At 68.2% G+C, this 16,129-nt stretch carries 15 protein-coding genes; 12 read left to right on the forward strand and 3 right to left on the reverse strand.

Going from position 1 to position 16,129, the window contains the following annotated elements; genetic code table 11:
* The first annotated feature begins 80 nt into the window (after window positions 1-80).
* Window positions 81-668, forward strand: coding sequence for a GNAT family N-acetyltransferase (locus tag OYT95_RS18460; RefSeq protein ID WP_268792158.1), 588 nt, complete (start codon window positions 81-83; stop codon window positions 666-668).
* On the opposite strand, the gene OYT95_RS18465 is transcribed toward OYT95_RS18460, so the two are convergent.
* On the reverse strand, window positions 644-1,654 hold the full coding sequence (locus tag OYT95_RS18465) for an AraC family transcriptional regulator (RefSeq protein WP_268792159.1): 1,011 nt from the start codon (window positions 1,652-1,654) through the stop codon (window positions 644-646). The two genes, OYT95_RS18460 and OYT95_RS18465, sit on opposite strands and share 25 nt — an antisense overlap.
* Before the next feature lie 137 nt (window positions 1,655-1,791).
* Between OYT95_RS18465 and OYT95_RS18470 the strand changes: the two genes are divergently transcribed.
* The 11 genes from OYT95_RS18470 to OYT95_RS18520 all read left to right on the forward strand — a co-directional run bounded on the left by OYT95_RS18470 (window position 1,792) and on the right by OYT95_RS18520 (window position 12,942).
* Window positions 1,792-2,766, forward strand: a complete 975-nt coding sequence (locus OYT95_RS18470; RefSeq protein WP_037238146.1) for a quinone oxidoreductase family protein — start codon at window positions 1,792-1,794, stop codon at window positions 2,764-2,766.
* Window positions 2,767-2,804: 38 nt separating this feature from the next.
* Entirely contained in the window at window positions 2,805-3,719 is a 915-nt protein-coding gene (locus OYT95_RS18475; protein WP_037238144.1) for a TauD/TfdA dioxygenase family protein, read from the forward strand.
* A 50-nt stretch (window positions 3,720-3,769) separates the two neighbouring features.
* A complete protein-coding gene (locus tag OYT95_RS18480) occupies window positions 3,770-4,822 on the forward strand; it encodes a 3-keto-5-aminohexanoate cleavage protein (RefSeq protein ID WP_009476856.1) in 1,053 nt (350 codons plus the stop codon).
* A 122-nt stretch (window positions 4,823-4,944) separates the two neighbouring features.
* Window positions 4,945-6,276 (forward strand): MFS transporter, encoded by a 1,332-nt coding sequence (locus OYT95_RS18485; protein WP_037238143.1) that lies wholly within the window; start codon window positions 4,945-4,947, stop codon window positions 6,274-6,276.
* 28 nt (window positions 6,277-6,304) lie between these two features.
* Entirely contained in the window at window positions 6,305-6,907 is a 603-nt protein-coding gene (locus OYT95_RS18490; protein ID WP_112301403.1) for an RBBP9/YdeN family alpha/beta hydrolase, read from the forward strand.
* A complete protein-coding gene (locus OYT95_RS18495; protein ID WP_268792160.1) occupies window positions 6,904-7,662 on the forward strand; it encodes a CoA transferase subunit A in 759 nt (252 codons plus the stop codon). Before OYT95_RS18490 ends, OYT95_RS18495 begins: the two co-directional genes overlap by 4 nt.
* A gap of 1 nt (window position 7,663) precedes the next feature.
* Window positions 7,664-8,311, forward strand: coding sequence for a CoA transferase subunit B (locus OYT95_RS18500; RefSeq protein WP_112301402.1), 648 nt, complete (start codon window positions 7,664-7,666; stop codon window positions 8,309-8,311).
* A 36-nt stretch (window positions 8,312-8,347) separates the two neighbouring features.
* Window positions 8,348-9,919: a long-chain-fatty-acid--CoA ligase gene (locus OYT95_RS18505; RefSeq protein ID WP_268792161.1), complete on the forward strand. Its 1,572-nt coding sequence runs from the start codon at window positions 8,348-8,350 to the stop codon at window positions 9,917-9,919.
* 16 nt (window positions 9,920-9,935) lie between these two features.
* Complete coding sequence (locus OYT95_RS18510; protein ID WP_268792162.1) at window positions 9,936-11,633, forward strand: PHA/PHB synthase family protein; 1,698 nt, start codon at window positions 9,936-9,938, stop codon at window positions 11,631-11,633.
* 35 nt (window positions 11,634-11,668) lie between these two features.
* Window positions 11,669-12,115 carry a MaoC family dehydratase gene (locus OYT95_RS18515; protein ID WP_112301399.1) on the forward strand — a complete coding sequence of 149 codons (447 nt, stop codon included), beginning with the start codon at window positions 11,669-11,671 and terminating at the stop codon, window positions 12,113-12,115.
* A complete protein-coding gene (locus OYT95_RS18520; RefSeq protein ID WP_112301398.1) occupies window positions 12,112-12,942 on the forward strand; it encodes an alpha/beta fold hydrolase in 831 nt (276 codons plus the stop codon). Before OYT95_RS18515 ends, OYT95_RS18520 begins: the two co-directional genes overlap by 4 nt.
* Window positions 12,943-12,961: 19 nt before the next feature.
* On the opposite strand, the gene OYT95_RS18525 is transcribed toward OYT95_RS18520, so the two are convergent.
* Both OYT95_RS18525 and OYT95_RS18530 read right to left on the reverse strand, forming a co-directional pair.
* On the reverse strand, window positions 12,962-14,677 hold the full coding sequence (locus OYT95_RS18525) for an alpha/beta hydrolase (protein ID WP_268792163.1): 1,716 nt from the start codon (window positions 14,675-14,677) through the stop codon (window positions 12,962-12,964).
* Between the two features lie 176 nt (window positions 14,678-14,853).
* Window positions 14,854-16,101: a PucR family transcriptional regulator gene (locus OYT95_RS18530; RefSeq protein WP_268792164.1), complete on the reverse strand. Its 1,248-nt coding sequence runs from the start codon at window positions 16,099-16,101 to the stop codon at window positions 14,854-14,856.
* Between the last annotated feature and the right edge of the window lie 28 nt (window positions 16,102-16,129).

Raw genomic sequence — 16,129 nt, forward strand, 5'->3', positions numbered from 1 at the left:
GTTCGATACATGTCCAAGTCAAAGATTCTCGTTATCGATGCCGAAGTTGAATCGACGGGGCTTCTGCTAGTTTCCCTGTCGTGAGCGCTGACGCAGTCACCTTCGAGTTCGTCCGCACGACCCGTGAATTCTTCCCTCAACTGCAACGATGGCTCCGCGAACCGCACGTCGCGCGGTTCTGGAACCACGACACCGCGGACGCCGACATCGAGCGCGATTTCGGCGGCAGCATCGACGGCACCGAGCCCTGCGAGGACTTCCTCGTCCTGCGAGGCGGCCTGCCGTTCGGATTCATCCAGCGGTACCGGATCGCCGACTATCCCGAGGACCTCGCGCTCCTCACGGCCGTCGTCGAGATCCCACCGGGGAGCATCTCGATCGACTATTACGTCGGCGACGCGCAGCACACCGGCCAGGGGCTGGGAACCGCGATGATCAGCGCTTTCGTGGCCAAGTGCCGGGCCGACCTACCCGACGCCACCGCGATCGTCGTCCCCGTCGTCGTTCCCAACCGGGCGTCGTGGCGCGCACTCGAGAAGGCCGGATTCCGCCGCGTCGGCGAGGGCTACCTCCCACCGGACAATCCGATCGACGACGGCGCCCACTACATCAGCAGGCTCGATCTGGACGAGAGCGAGCCGATTCAGCCGGTGTCGCCCGCCCGCTGAGCTCTCCAGCGGCTCGGGCTGCACCCGAACCGGCCGCTGAACCAGCGTGAGAAGTTGCTCGGCGCCGAGAACGCCAGCATGTCCGCGATCTCGGTGAGACTCAGCCGGGGGTTCGCGACCATCCGTTCGGCGAGTTCGGCGCGGGTCGCGTCCAGGACCGTCGAGAACGTCTCCCCGCTCTCGGCGAGGCGGCGGTGCACCGTTCTGCGGTCGACCCCCAGACTGCGGGCCACCTGCTCGACGGAACACCGTCCGGTCGGCAACAGCAGTTCGATCAGCTCGCGGACCCGGCTCACGATCGTCACGTCGTCCGACGGCTCCCAGGATTCGAGGAGTTGCTGGGTGTAGGGACGGAGTAATGGATCGGACATCTTGTTCGGCGCGTCCAGGTCGCCGGCCTCGATGACGATGCCCGCGAACTCGTTCTCGAAAGTCACGACCGGCCCGAACAGACGCCGGTGGGTCGCCGTGTCTGCCGGAGGCGGATGAGGGAAGCAGACGTCGAGTGGCTTCCAGCCGCCACCGAGGAACCCGCGCAGCAGCCGGTGCAGCACCCCGACCGCCAGTTCCACCGACTGCCGGGTCTCGGTCGTCTCCCCCACGTCCAGTTCGACGCGCACAGTCACCAGCCCGCCGCGCTCCGACATCCGTGTCCGCAGCGCCTCGTTGTACGTGTGCTCGTAACGGGTGAGGACGCGCAGCGCACTGCGAACGTCGGGCTCCTCGCGCACGACGAGGCTGAGAGGGCCGAGGTTGGAGAACTGCCTGCGCTCGGCAAGGCGCAGCCCGAAGTCCTCGTACCCGGATGCGCCGGCCGACTGCTCGAGCAACCGCGCGATCGACGCGGCCGGAATCCAGCGGTCCTGCAGGCCGAGCCCGGAGAGGTCCAGACCGGCCGAGCGCAGCAGCGGTGCCGGCTCGAGTCCGAGCGACCGGCACAGCTCTACGTACCCGTTCAACGACGCATACCGCGCAAGGGGTTTCATACCGCCTCCGACATGTCCCGAAATGATACGCCGCCTGTCACGAAGGGATAAGCAGCCGCCTGATCGCAGCCCTACTGTTAGGTGCATCACAGCAAGGGACCGGCGCGGCGGTCATCACATCGAAGAGGAGAAGTACTGTGGCACAAGCGGTTCGGTTCTACGAGCACGGCGCCCCCGAGGTCATGAAGTGGGAGACCGTCGAGGTCGGGGAGCCCGGCCCCCACGGTGTCCGGATCCGGCACGAGGCCGTCGGATTGAACTTCGCCGACACCTACTTCCGCACCGGCCTGTACCCGGCCGAGTTGCCCGCGGGCATGGGCGTGGAGGCAGCAGGCGTCGTCGAAGAGGTCGGTTCCGGCGTGACCCACGTGCAGGTCGGTGACCGCGTCACCTATACAGGCAGCCCCCTCGGCGCCTACAGCACCGAACGCGTGATGCCGGCCGCACCGCTGATCCCGTTGCCCGAAGCGATCCGCTTCGACACCGCGGCCGCGATGACGATGCGCGGTCTGACCACGGCCTACCTGCTGCGGCGCATCCACCCGCTGAAGGCGGGCGACACCGTGCTCCTGCATGCGGCGGCCGGCGGCGTCGGCCTGATCTTCACGCAGTGGGCAAAGTTGCTGGGCATCAACGTGATCGGCACCGTGTCCACCGACGAGAAGGCCGCGATCGCCCGCGCCCACGGGTGTGAGCACGTGATCGTCTACACCCGGGAGAACGTCGCCGAGCGGGTTCGCGAGATCACCGACGGCGCCGGCGTTCCGGTCGTGTACGACAGCATCGGCGAGTCCACCTTCCAGACCTCGCTCGACTGCCTCGCCCGGCGCGGTCTGCTGGTGTGCTTCGGAACGGCCTCCGGACCGATTCCGCCGATCAACGCAATGCAATTGGCGGTCAAGGGTTCGCTGTTCGTCACCCGCCCCGCGCTCGCCGACTACATCGCCGACCCGGCGGAGCGCGCCGAACTCGCCGGTGAACTCTTCGGACACGTCGAAGCCGGCCGGATCCGGATCGAGATCAACCAGAGTTACGGGCTCGAGGACGCCGTCCAGGCGCACCACGATCTCGAATCCGGCCGCAGCATCGGCTCCTCCGTGTTCCGACTCTGACAGCGCGCCACCACATTCACCACGACGGAGACACCACCATGACCGACACCGCGCAACTGACCCACTCGCCCGAACCGCACACGATCCTCTCCCCTTCCGGGTCCTTCCGGTTCGCACCGCTCACCTGCTCGATCGGCGCCGAACTGTTCGACGTGAACCTCGGCGACGCCGCCCGCGACGACGCCCTGTTCGCCGAACTGCGGGAACTGCTGCTCGAGTACAAGGTTTTGTTCCTCCGCGACCAGGACATGTCCCGCGCCGAGCACGTGGCGCTGGCCGAGCGGTTCGGCCCGCTCGAGGACCACCCCGCCGTGGGGAGCGACCCCGACCACCCGGGGCTGGTGCAAATCTACAAGGACCTCGACAGCCCGGCCGAGCACTACGAGAACGCCTTTCACTGCGACGCCACCTGGCGGGAGAACCCGCCCATGGGCTGCGTGCTCCGCTGCGTGGAGACGCCGCCGATCGGCGGCGACACCATCTGGGTGAACATGGCCCTGGCCTACGCGAAGCTTCCCGACGCGGTGAAGAAGCAGATCGACGGACTGCGCGCCCGGCACAGCATCGAGGCTTCGTTCGGTGCCGCGCAGCCGCCGGAACAGCGGCAGGCGCTGCACGAGAGGTTCCCCGACGCCGAGCACCCCGTGGTGCGCACGCACCCCGAGACCGGCGAAAAGATCTTGTTCGTCAACGCATTCGCGACCCACTTCGTCAACTACCACACCCCCGAGCACATCCGGTACGGCATCGACTACGCACCCGGCAGCAGCAACCTGCTCAACTACCTGATCAGCCAGGCGGCGATTCCCGAGTACCAGGTGCGGTGGCGTTGGACGAAGAACAGCGTCGCGATCTGGGACAACCGGTCCACCCAGCACTATGCGGTCCAGGACTACTGGCCCGCCGTCCGCAAGATGGAGCGCGCCGGCATCATCGGCGACCGGCCCTTCTGAATTTCTCACTGCCCCAATTCATCAGATCCGATTTCGAACGGAGAACACCCATGCACTTCCACGACGACGCCCTCTTCCCCGAGACCCAGGAGAAGCTGGTCATCACCTGTGCCCCGTACGGCCCCGAGTGGGAGCCGGACGACTTCCGCGAAGACCTGCCGCTGACGATGGACGAGCACGTCCAGAAGGCGGTCGACTGCTACGAGGCCGGCGCCACCGTCCTGCACATCCACGTCCGTGAGCTCGACGGCAAGGGCTCCAAGCGGCTCTCGAAGTTCAACGAGTTGCTCGCCGGACTGCGCCAGGCGGTGCCGGACATGATCCTGCAGGTCGGCGGATCGATCTCCTTCGCACCCGAAGGCGAAGGGGCGGATGCGAAGTGGCTCTCGGACGACACCCGGCACATGCTGGCCGACCTCGATCCCGCACCCGACCAGGTGACGATCGCGATCAACACCTCTCAGATGAACATCATGGAACTCATGACCGCCGACGACATCGCCGGCACCTCGATGGAGCGGCCCGAGCTCGCCGAGGCGTACCGGGAGATGACGGTACCGGCAGGCCCGGCGTGGGTCGAGGAGCATCTGCGTCGCCTGCAGGCGGCCGGAATTCAGCCGCACTTCCAGCTCTCGAGCATCCCCCAGCTCGAGACCGTCGAGCGGCTCATCCGGCGCGGGATCTACACCGGTCCGCTCAACCTGACCTGGGTCGGCATCGGCGGCGGCTTCGACGGCCCCAATCCGTACAACATCATGAACTTCATCCAGCGAGTCCCGGACGGTGCCTGCCTGACCCTCGAGACCCTGATGCGTAGCGTGCTGCCGGTCAACGCGATGGCGATCGCGATGGGCCTGCACCCCCGGTGCGGTAACGAAGACACCATCTGGGGACGCAAGGGCGAGAAGATGACCTCCGTCCAGCAGGTCGAGCAGTTGGTCCGCGTCGCGGGTGAACTGGGTCGCGAGGTGGCCACCGGCAAGGAGGCCCGCGACATCTACCGGATCGGCCAGACCTATGCCGATGCCGACGAGACCCTCGCCAAGCTCGGCTACGCGCCCAACCGCCGTCCCGGCCAGGTGGGCTTCACCCACCACGCCTGAGTTCCGGCGCCTGGGGGATCTCGGTCACGACCGGGGAGAGAGCCGGGAAGACCGCTGCTCGCACGAGCACGGCCGGCTCTCTCCCCCACCCTTTATCACTCCTGACGGCCATAGGAGGCCTCATGGGACTGCCTGCCACCACCGCCCTGAACACCACCACCCCGAATGCCACCACCGGGAACACCGCCCCGGCCTCCCGGTCCCGGTTCTACCCGTGGATCGTCTTCGCACTCACCTTCGGTCTGCTGCTGTCGGACTACATGTCCCGGCAAGTCCTCAGCGCCGTATTCCCGCTCCTCAAAACCGAATGGACGCTGACAGATTCCCAGCTGGCGTCGCTCAGCAGCGTCGTCGCGCTGATGGTCGGACTGCTGACCCTCCCGCTGTCGCTGCTCGCCGACCGGTGGGGTCGCGTGAAGAGCCTCGTCCTGATGGCCGTGCTCTGGAGCATCGCCACACTGCTCTGCGCGGTGGCGAGCAGCTACGAGCAGATGCTCGGGGCCCGCTTCCTGGTCGGCGTGGGTGAAGCCGCCTACGGCAGCGTCGGCATCGCGGTGGTTCTCAGCGTGTTCGCCCCGCGAGTGCACTCCACGCTCAGCGGCGCCTTCATGGGCGGCGGATCGTTCGGGTCCGTGATCGGCGTCGCCCTCGGCGGCGTGATCGCTGTCAACCTCGGCTGGCGCTGGTCGTTCGCCGCGATGGCCGTCTTCGGGCTCATGCTCGTCGCCCTGTTCCGGGCTCTGGTCTCCGAACGCAAACTTGCTCAGCATGCGGCCGACGACGACCCGGCCGACGCACCCGGCCCCGCCGGATTCCGGGCGCCGATCTCGAGCCTGTTCACCACCCCCGCCGTCGTGTTCGCCTACATCGGTGGTGGTCTCCAGATGTTCACTGCCGGTGTCCTGCTCGCGTGGCTGCCGAGTTTCTTCAACCGGTCCTACGGCCTCGCACTCGACAAGGCCGGTGCGATGGCGTCGATCTTCGTCCTCCTCGTCGGCAGCGGCATGGTGGTGTGCGGCATCATCACCGACCGCGTGAGCCGCAACGATCCCGCACGGAAATGGACCACCGCGGTGGTCTTCGGCGTGATCTCCCTCGTCTTCCTCGGCGCCGGATTCCAGTTGCCGACCGGCACGCCCCAACTGGTCCTGATCGGTATCGGTGCCTTCTTCTCCGCCGGCTCGTCCGGCCCCATCGCCGCGATGGTCGCGAACCTCACCCACTCGTCGGTGCGGGCCTCGGCCTTCGGCACCCTCACCCTGGCCAACAATCTCCTCGGACTGGCACTGGGACCCTTCGTCGTCGGGGTGCTGGCCGACCGCTTCGGCCTCGTCACCGCATTGCAGATCGCGCCCCTGATCTACATCGTCGCGATCATCGCCCTCGTCCTCGGCAAACGCGCCTACCCGGCCGGACGCCGCAAGCTCGCCGCCCTCACCGCCGCACCCGCCTGATCCACCTCCGAAGAAACTGGAGTCGACCGTGACCACTTCCACCTCACCGACCGTGGTGATCGTGCCCGGACTGCGCGACCACGTCGCCGACCACTGGCAGACGCTGCTCGCCGAGCGACTCGACACCGTGCGGACGGTGCCGCCGCTCGAACAGGACAAGCTCAGCCTCGCGGCCCGGGTCGCCGCACTCGACGCCGTCCTCGCCGACATCGACGGCCCGGTCGTGCTGGTCGCCCACAGTGCGGGAGTGGCGATCACCGTCCACTGGGCCCAGCAGTCCACCCGCCCGATCCAGGGCGCCCTGCTCGCCACCCCACCGGACCTCGAGGAACCACTGCCCGCGGGGTATCCCACCCCCGGCGAACTCGAGCAGGGTGGCTGGGATCCCGTCCCCCGGGGCCGGCTGCCGTTCCCCAGCGTCGTCGCCGCCAGCACGAACGATCCGATGGCCCGATTCCGTCGGGTCGCCGGGATGGCCGAGTCGTGGGGCAGCAAGCTCGTCGACCTGGGTGCCGTCGGCCACCTCAATCCGGCCGCAGGCTACGGGTACTGGCCGTACGCCGAGGAACTGCTCCGAGACCTCATCGAGAGCACGGTCGTCCCCGGTCTCGCGAACGCAGATGCCCGATGACGCGCAAGGTCTTCGGTTCGGCCGCCGACGCCGTCGCGGACATCGGGTCCGGTGCGTCGCTGGCGGTCGGCGGGTTCGGGTTGTGCGGCATCCCGGACGAGCTGATCGCCGCGATCGCCGACGGTGACGCCACCGACCTGGAGGTGTTCTCCAACAACTGCGGGGTCGACGAACGCGGGCTCGGGATCCTGCTCACCCGCAACCGGATTCGACGCGTCACCGCGTCATACGTCGGGGAGAACAAGGAATTCGCGCGCCAGTACCTGTCGGGTGAGCTCGAGGTCCAGCTGACGCCGCAGGGAACCCTGGCCGAGAAGCTGCGTGCCGGCGGTGCGGGGATCCCCGCCTTCTTCACCCCCGCCGGGGTCGGGACGCCCGTCTCCGACGGCGGGCTGCCGTGGCGGTACGCCCCCGACGGATCGGTGGCCGTCGCCTCCCCGCCCAAGGAGATCCGCGAGTTCGCCGGCCGCGAATACGTGCTCGAGGAATCGATCACCGCCGACTTCGCACTCGTCCACGCCCTCATCGGGGACAGCGAGGGCAACCTCGTGTTCGCCAAGGCCGCAGGCAACTTCAACCCGCTCGCCGCGATGGCCGGCCGCATCTGCATCGCCCAGGTCGAGCAGCTCGTCGAACCCGGCGTGCTCGACCCGGCGCGGGTGCACCTGCCGGGGATCTTCGTCGACCGGATCGTCCACACCGGTCTTCAGGACAAGCACATCGAGAAGCGCACCGTCGCCGCGAGGAAGGACTGACATGACGACCATCGTCGAGACGATCGGCTGGACGCGCGAGGACATGGCGGCCCGTGCCGCCGAGGAACTGTCGCCGGGCGAGTACGTCAACCTCGGCATCGGGCTGCCCACGCTGATCCCGAGCTTCCTCCCCGCCGGGGTCCAGGTGACGCTGCACAGCGAAAACGGGATCCTCGGCACCGGTCGCTACCCGGACGAGGATGCGGTCGACGCGGATCTGATCAACGCCGGCAAGGAAACTGTCACCGTCAACGCGGGCGCGTCGTTCTTCGACTCGGCGCTCAGCTTCGGAATGATCCGCGGCGCCCACATCGACACAGCCGTCCTCGGCGGAATGCAGGTCTCCGCGGCCGGCGACCTCGCGAACTGGATGGTTCCGGGACGGATGGTCAAGGGCATGGGCGGCGCAATGGACCTCGTGCACGGCGCCCGCAAGGTCATCGTGCTCATGGAGCACTGCGACAAGTCCGGTGCCCCGAAGATCGTCGAACGCTGCACGCTGCCACTCACCGGCCGCCGCGTCGTGCACCGGATCATCACCAACCTGGCCGTCGTCGACGTCACCGACTCCGGTCTCGTGTTGCGCGAGTGCGCGCCCGGGGTCACCGAAGACCTGGTCCGCGCCGCCACCGCAGCGCCGCTCTCGTAGCGCTTCTCCCACCTTCCCACCACGAGAAAGTGTCCCGTGCTCAACCTCTCCGTACTCCTCGAAGACTCCGCCCGCCGGTTCGGCGACCGTGACGCCCTGGTTCTCGGTGACGAGCGGATGACCTACGCCGACCTCGACGCCCGGTCGAACCAGGTCGCGAACCTGCTGGTGTCGTGCGGCATCGAACCCGGCGACACGGTCGCGCTCTCCTGTCCCAACATCCCCCAGTTCCCCGTCGTCTACTACGGCATCCTCAAGGCCGGCGCCGTGGTCGTGCCCCTCAACGTGCTCCTCAAGGACCGCGAGATCGCCTACCACCTCACAGATTCCGACGCCAAGGCGTACTTCTGCTACGACGGCACCCCCGACCTGCCGATGGGCGAGTACGGGCGCTCCGCGTTCGCGCAGAGCCCGCACTGCCGCAGCATGTTCCGCATCACCGCCGACCCGGACGCTCCCGCCGCGATCGACGGCATCGGCACGTTGGCCGACGCGATGGCGCTGCAGAACACCGCTTCCGAGACCGTCGTCCGCGAACCCGGTGACACCGCCGTCATCCTGTATACGAGCGGGACCACCGGAAAACCCAAGGGCGCCGAACTCACCCACGCCAACATGGTGCTCAACGCGCTGACCGCCAACCGCCTCTTCGACAGCACACCCGCCACCCACGACCGGTATCTGGTGACGCTGCCGCTGTTCCACTCGTTCGGTCAGACGGTCACCCTCAATGCCGGGATCTCGGTGGGGGCGACCCTGGTGCTGCTGCCCCGGTTCGAGGCCGCCGCCGCACTCGACCTCATCGAGCGGGAGAACATCACCGTCTTCGCCGGCGTGCCCACCATGTACTGGGGTCTGCTCGGCGCCCTCGACGGACACCCCGCCGACATCGACCGCATCGCCGGCAACATGCGACTCGCGATCTCCGGCGGTGCCGCGCTGCCGGTGGAGATCCTCACCCGGTTCGCCGACCGCTTCGGTGTGCAGATCCTCGAGGGATACGGACTGTCCGAGACGTCGCCACTCGCGACGTTCAGCGACCCCGGCGGCGAGCCCCGGCCCGGTTCGATCGGCGTCCCCGTGTGGGGAATCGAGGCCCGGCTCGTCGACAAGGACTGGAACACCGTCACCGGGTCCGGTGAGATCGGCGAGATCGCGTTGCGCGGCCACAACGTCATGAAGGGGTACTACAACCGACCGGACGCCACCGCGGAAGTGCTGCGCGACGGCTGGTTCCGGACCGGTGACCTCGCCCGCGTCGACGACGACGGCTTCTATTACATCGTCGACCGGGCGAAGGACCTGATCGTGCGCGGCGGATTCAACGTGTATCCCCGAGAGATTGAGGAAGTCCTCCTCGGCCACGATGCCATCTCCCTGGCCGCCGTCGTCGGCGTCCCCGACGACAGTCACGGCGAGGAGATCAAGGCGTACGTCATCCTCGAGCCCGGCGCACAGGTCACCCCGGACGAGTTGATCGCCTGGGCCAAGCAGCAGATGGCGAGCTACAAGTACCCCCGCAGCGTCGAATTCGTCACCACCCTGCCGATGACCGCCACCGGCAAGATCCTCAAACGCGAACTCGGCCGCGCCCCGGCCGCCCTCTGATACCGAAAGCACCAGTGTGAGCACCACTCCCCTCCCGACTGTCCCCGACGAGCTCACCGCTCCCCTCGATCTTCTCCTCACCAGCGGAACCCGCGGTGTCGCGGCTCGCATGCTCCCCGACAGCTCGTGGACCCGTCTCGGGCGGAGCCTCGCCGGCCGCCCGGGTACCCTCGCGCGGCGCGGCGGTGCCCTCGCCCGCGAACTCGGCGCCATCGCCGTCGGCACCTCGGACCGCTCTCCCACGAAGGCGGACAGGCGCTTCGGCGACGCCGCGTGGCAGCAGAATCCGGCCCTGCGCCGGGCGATGCAGGCGTACCTCGCGACGTCGCACACCGCTGCGGCCCTGCTCGACGACGCCGAACTCGACTGGCGTGACCACGAGCGGATGCGGTTCGTCCTCGACAACCTCGTCGAAGGCCTGTCCCCCACCAACAATCCACTGCTCAGCCCGCTGGGATGGAAGGCAATGGTGGACACGGGCGGCCTCAGCGCGGCACGCGGCGTCCGCGCGCTCGTCCGCGACCTGCGGTCGAAACCGCGCGTGCCCGCCATGGTCGAGCCCGACGCGTTCGCCGTCGGGGAGGACGTGGCTGCGACGAAGGGCGCCGTCGTCCTGCAGACCCGCACCTTCGAACTGATCCACTACACGCCGCAGACGGAAAAGGTCCACGCCACACCGCTGTTGATCGTCCCGCCCGTCATCAACAAGTACTACATCCTCGACATCGCACCGGGCCGCAGCCTGATCGAGTATCTCCTGCAGCAGGGTCAGCAGGTCTTCGCCATCTCCTGGCGCAACCCCCACGCCCGGCACCGGGACTGGGATGCCGACACCTACGGCGCGGCGATCGTGGAGGCGCTCGATACGGTGCAGTGCATCGCCGGGACCGACAGCGCCCACGTCCTGGGCACCTGCTCGGGCGGGATTCTCGCGGCGATGGTCGCAGCGCATCTCACCGAGATCGGTGAGGGCGACCGCATCGCCGGCCTCACCCTGGCCGTCACCGTGCTCGACCAGACCCGGGCCGGCACCGCGGCGGCCGTCATGAGCGAGCGCGCCGCCGCGGCCGCGATCCGTGACTCGGCCGCCAAGGGATATCTCGACGGCCGCACCCTCGCCGAGATGTTCGCCTGGCTGCGTCCGACCGACCTGGTCTGGCGGTACTGGGTGAACAACTACGTGCAGGGCCGGGCTCCCGCCGCCTTCGACGTGCTGTTCTGGAACTCGGACACCACCCGCATGGCGGCGGCACTGCACCGCGATCTCGTCTTGCTCGGCCTGCGCAACGCGCTGACGATGCCGGGCGCGGCGACCATGCTCGGCACACCCGTCGACCTGGCCACCGTGACCGCCGACGCGTACGTCGTCGGCGGCTCCGCCGACCACCTCTGCCCGTGGCAGTCCACCTACCGGAGCGCTCGCCTCCTCGGCAGCAAGGACTCCCGGTTCGTGCTGTCGTCGAACGGTCACATCGCCTCACTCGTGAACCCGCCGGGCAATCCACGGGCGTCCTTCCGATTCGGGCAGCCCGTCCCGGAGACTCCGGACGAATGGCTTGCCGCAGCGGAGACCGCACCGGACTCGTGGTGGCCCGACTACGCGCGCTGGCTGGCCGAGCGCAGCGGACCCGACATCGACACCCCCGGCAGCCTCGGCGCCCGGCAGTTCCCCCCGCTCGGGCCCGCCCCGGGGACCTACGTCCACCACAACTGACCCGCTCTAAACACCACAGAGGGACATTCCTACCCATGCATCTCACACAGCCCACCGATCTCCTCGGGCTCGTCGGACAGACCATCGGAACCACGGGCACGCTCAAAATTGCGCAGGATCAGGTGAATCTGTTCGCCGACGCGACCGGGGACCACCAGTGGATCCACACGGATCCCGAACGCGCGGCCAGTGGCCCCTTCGGCGGCACCATCGCGCACGGCTATCTCACGCTGTCGCTGGCCCCGAGCATCCTCGCCGAAGTTCTCACCGTCGACGGCGTGCACGCCGCCCTCAATTACGGCCTGAACAAGGTGCGGTTCCCGGCGCCCGTGCCCGTCGGTTCCGCGCTGCGCGTCACCGTGTCCGTGATCGCCGCGCAACGGAAACCGGCCGGCATCGAGGCAGTCTTCGGGTTGACCTACGAGATCGACGGCGGAACGCGTCCGGTGTGCATCGCGGACGTCGTGGTGCTCTACACGTGAGCGTGACCGAATTGTTCGGCCGGAGCGATCGATTCGACGACAAGGTTGTTCCGGTCGGTGGTCGACCGATCCGGGTGCGGGTCCGCCGCGGGACCGGTGTGCCCCTGGTCCTGTGCAACGGCATCGGAGCAGGCCTGGAAGTGCTGGACCCGCTGGTCGCCGCGATGGACCCGACAGCGACGATCATCAGCTTCGACGTCCCCGGGACCGGGGGTTCGCCGGCATCACCGGTCCCGTACGGGATTCCTGCCCTCGCGTGCGGCCTGAGCCGCCTCCTCACCGAGATCGGGGTCGATGTCGTCGACATCCTCGGCTTGTCCTGGGGCGGAGCGCTGGCCCAGCAGTTCGCCCTGCAGAACCCGCGGCGCTGCCGGCGCGTCGTCCTCGTCGCCACCGGGACCGGCGCCCTGATGATTCCGGGGCACCCGCGTGTGCTCGCGAAGATGCTGACGCCGAGGCGGTTCACCGACACCCGCTACGCGGCAGCCATCGCCGGCGACCTGTACGGTGGCACGGCCCGCCTCGGGGGTGAAGCCGTGGCGCGAGTCTTCGGAAAGCAGATGCACTCGGGCTCGCGCATCGGTTATCTCCATCAGCTCATCGCGGGAGCGGCGTGGACGAGCCTGCCGCTGCTTCCCCTCATCCGACAGCCCACGCTGATCCTCGCGGGCACCGACGACCCGATCATTCCCATTGCCAACGCTCACATCATGAACGCGCTCCTGCCGCACGCGACCCTGCACCTCCACCGCGGCGGGCACCTCGACATCCTCACCAATGCACCCGATCTCATCCCGGCCGTCACGTCCTTCCTGACGGCACCGTAGCCGCCGGCCGGCACAGCAGTCAGCCGTCCGCGCCCATCTCGGCAAGCACGGTCCGCAGGCGGTCGTTGTCCGCCGGGGTCCAGCCCTCGGGCGGCAGGATCGCGCTCCACGCGTCGGCGATGTCGACGACGTACGAATGCCCGTGCCCGTCGGGAACACCTGTCGATACCGCCATGTCGGCCGCAACCTGGAGGAAGGTCACGAACGGGAACCACTGTGTGCTGTCGAGGACGTCGTAGCCACGGTCCTCCTTCAGCCAGTCCGGCTCGCTCAGCAGCAGCTGGGGCGACCACCAGACGATCGGATCCGATGGGTGCTGCAGATAGACCATGCGTGGGATCCCCCAGGGTGAATCGGGGCGCGGAAGGTCCTCCGGTGCGCGTGCTCCGAAGCGGACGGTCTCGCCCTGCTCGTAGATCGGCAGCCATTCGGGTGAGCCCGGATCGCGGTTCGTGGTGACATCCGTCCAGATCTCGTTGGCATTGGGTGGTCCCGTGAACAGCACCCCGTCGGTGCGGGCCTCGACATCATCGACGCTGCCGAATGCGCTTTCGCCACCGAAGGAGCCGAGGCTCTCGCCCATCACGACGAGCTTCGGACGGGTCTCCGCCGGCAGGGCCTTCCACTTGTCGTACACCGCGTCGAACAACGCCTCCCCGGCCTGGTGGGCACGCTCCTTGTCCACCAGGAAGGACAGCCAACTCGGCAAATAGGAGTACTGCAGCCCGACCATCGCAGTGTCGCCGTTGTACATGTATTCCAGTGAGGAGACGAGACTTTCGTTGATCCACCCGGTCCCGGTTGTGGTCGCCACCCCCACCACCGCGCGGTCGAACCCGCCCGCACGTTCGAGTTCGTCTGCTGCCACCTGTGCGTTCTCCCGGATCGAATCGCCGCCGCTGGCGAGCCCGGCGTAGGTTCGAATCGGCTCCAGCGCCGGCCGCCCACCATTGAACGCCGACAGTTCGCCGACGGTCGGGGCACGCGAAATGAACGAGCGGCCCTGCCGTCCCAGCGAATCCCACGTGACGAGCGAGTCCGGCCCGCCCGAACGCAGCGACGACGTCGGCGGCTCGTCGCCCGCCTTGGTTTCCTGGTTGACGGCGGCGAACGAGTTGTTCAGCCCCGACATGATCACGCGCACCATCGCGCCGTTGACGAGTGCGAACAGCAGCGCCACCACCAATACACCGATGACCGTCGCCGAGATCCGCCGCGGCACCACCCGGCTGATCTTGCGTTCGACCCACCACACCGCCCGCAGCAGCACCCGGGCGATCGCAACGAACAAGACGAAGATCAGCACCGCCACGAACACCATGACGAGATAGCCGAACCACGGGAACGGTGCGGCACTCATGATCGCCCGCAACTGCGACTGCCAATCCCAGAACCACACCAGCATCGCCGCGGTTCCGACGATTCCGGCCACAAACGCCACCCGGCGAACCATGATCTTCACGCGGGTCGGGGCCTCCCGCTGCACGAGATGACGAACCAGCTTGGAGCCGAGGAACCCGATGGCGTACCCGAGGGCCGCCGATACGCCGGTGACGAGACCCTGGAAGAACGGACCACGGGGCAGAAGCGTCGGCGTCAACGACAGCCACACGAACAGCACCGCGACCACCAGCCCCCCGAAGGCATAGCGGTCGGGAAGCCAGCGACGATGCCCGGGTGGCCGGACAGGACCGGCTTCGCGCTCGGGTGCACCATCGATCACATCGTTCGGCACCTACCAAGCGTAGCCGTCACAGAGTCGCTATCGACGGCAATCCGCAATCACACCACGTCCCGAACACCGAAGCCCACGTGGGATGTTCGCATTTCGGCCGAATCCGCTCACCCCGGCGTCATCGGCGACCTGTGAGACCGGTGTCCGCACGCGACCCCGGGATCCTGAATCGTTCATCAGGTCCGGGTGAGGACCCGTGGCCCGATCTGGTGGGCGAGCTCGAGCGCGAGTTCGAGCGCCAGCCGGCGTTCGCCGGGATGGTGACCGAGGAGTTCGGTTGCACGCGCGACGCGTTGCAGGACGGTGTTGCGGTGGGTGTGCAGGCGGACGGCGGCGCGGGGTGCGTTGTCGGCTTCGTCGAGAAACACCCGCAAGGTCTCGCGGAGCCGAGCTGCACTGGGTGTGTCCGCGGCGAGCGGGCCCAGCGTCGTGGCGACGAAATCGGCCGCGCGGTCTGGGTTCTGCGCTGCCAGCGCCGTGACTTCGAGGTCGCGGTAGAGCGCCAGGCGCGCGCCGCTCGGATGCCCGCTGAGCAGCCGCTGGATGGTCAGCGCCGCATCATGTGAGCGGCGGAACCCGGTGATGCCGGGCTGGGTGGGGCCGACCGCGACGCGGACATTGGGTTGCGCTCGGGTGAGCGCGTCGCGCAGTGCGTCGAGCGCGGGGTCGGAGTCGGTGCTGAACCATGCCCACAGCGTCGAGATCCCGGCGGGGAGGGTCAGCGGGGGGCGCGCACCGGCGGCGCGGGCGAGGCTGGTGGCGGCGGACTCCAGCGCGCCCTGCACCTCGCCGGGCGGTTGGGCCCACAACACGAGTGCGGTATGGCGCCGGGCCAGTTCGTACCCCAGGCGTTCGCCGGCTCGGCGGCTGTCGATCGGGGCACCGTCGAGGATCAGACGAATGGTCTCGGCACGGCGTGCGAGCGCACCACCGAGGACCTCCTCGCGCTCACGCTGCGCGTCGGCAATGACACGGCCGATCACGTGGTCTACGTACTCGAACAGATGCTGCGAAAACGCCTCCAACAACTCGACGAGCTGCGGGCCCGGTGGGACGATCCGAGCGGCATGCGCGATGAAGCTCTGCCACACCAGGTTCTGCCCTCGGCGGTAGGCGTGGAAGATCACGTCGAGGTCGATGCCGCGGCGAACGACGGTGCGGACCACATCCAGCGCCTCCGGTGGGACGTCGATCGGTGCGGCGCGGCCGTCGCGGCGTGCGAGTGTAGTGAGTAGGCGCGCGACGTTCGCGCGGTTGCTTGCCGACATCTCCGCCGCGATTGCTGCATCGGCGCCCAGCGCTGGGGCCAGCTTGACCTCCTCGGCGTCCATGTCTTCGACGAACTGATCGAGTTCGGCGAGCATCGACTCGGCGACATCACCCATGAGACCGACGATCACAGTCGGGGTCGTTCCGCTGATCATGAAACGAGTGTGCTACCGCACATAGCCG

It is taken from the genome of Rhodococcus sp. JS3073, assembly GCF_026810085.1.
GTDB classification, from domain to species: domain Bacteria; phylum Actinomycetota; class Actinomycetes; order Mycobacteriales; family Mycobacteriaceae; genus Rhodococcus_F; species Rhodococcus_F wratislaviensis.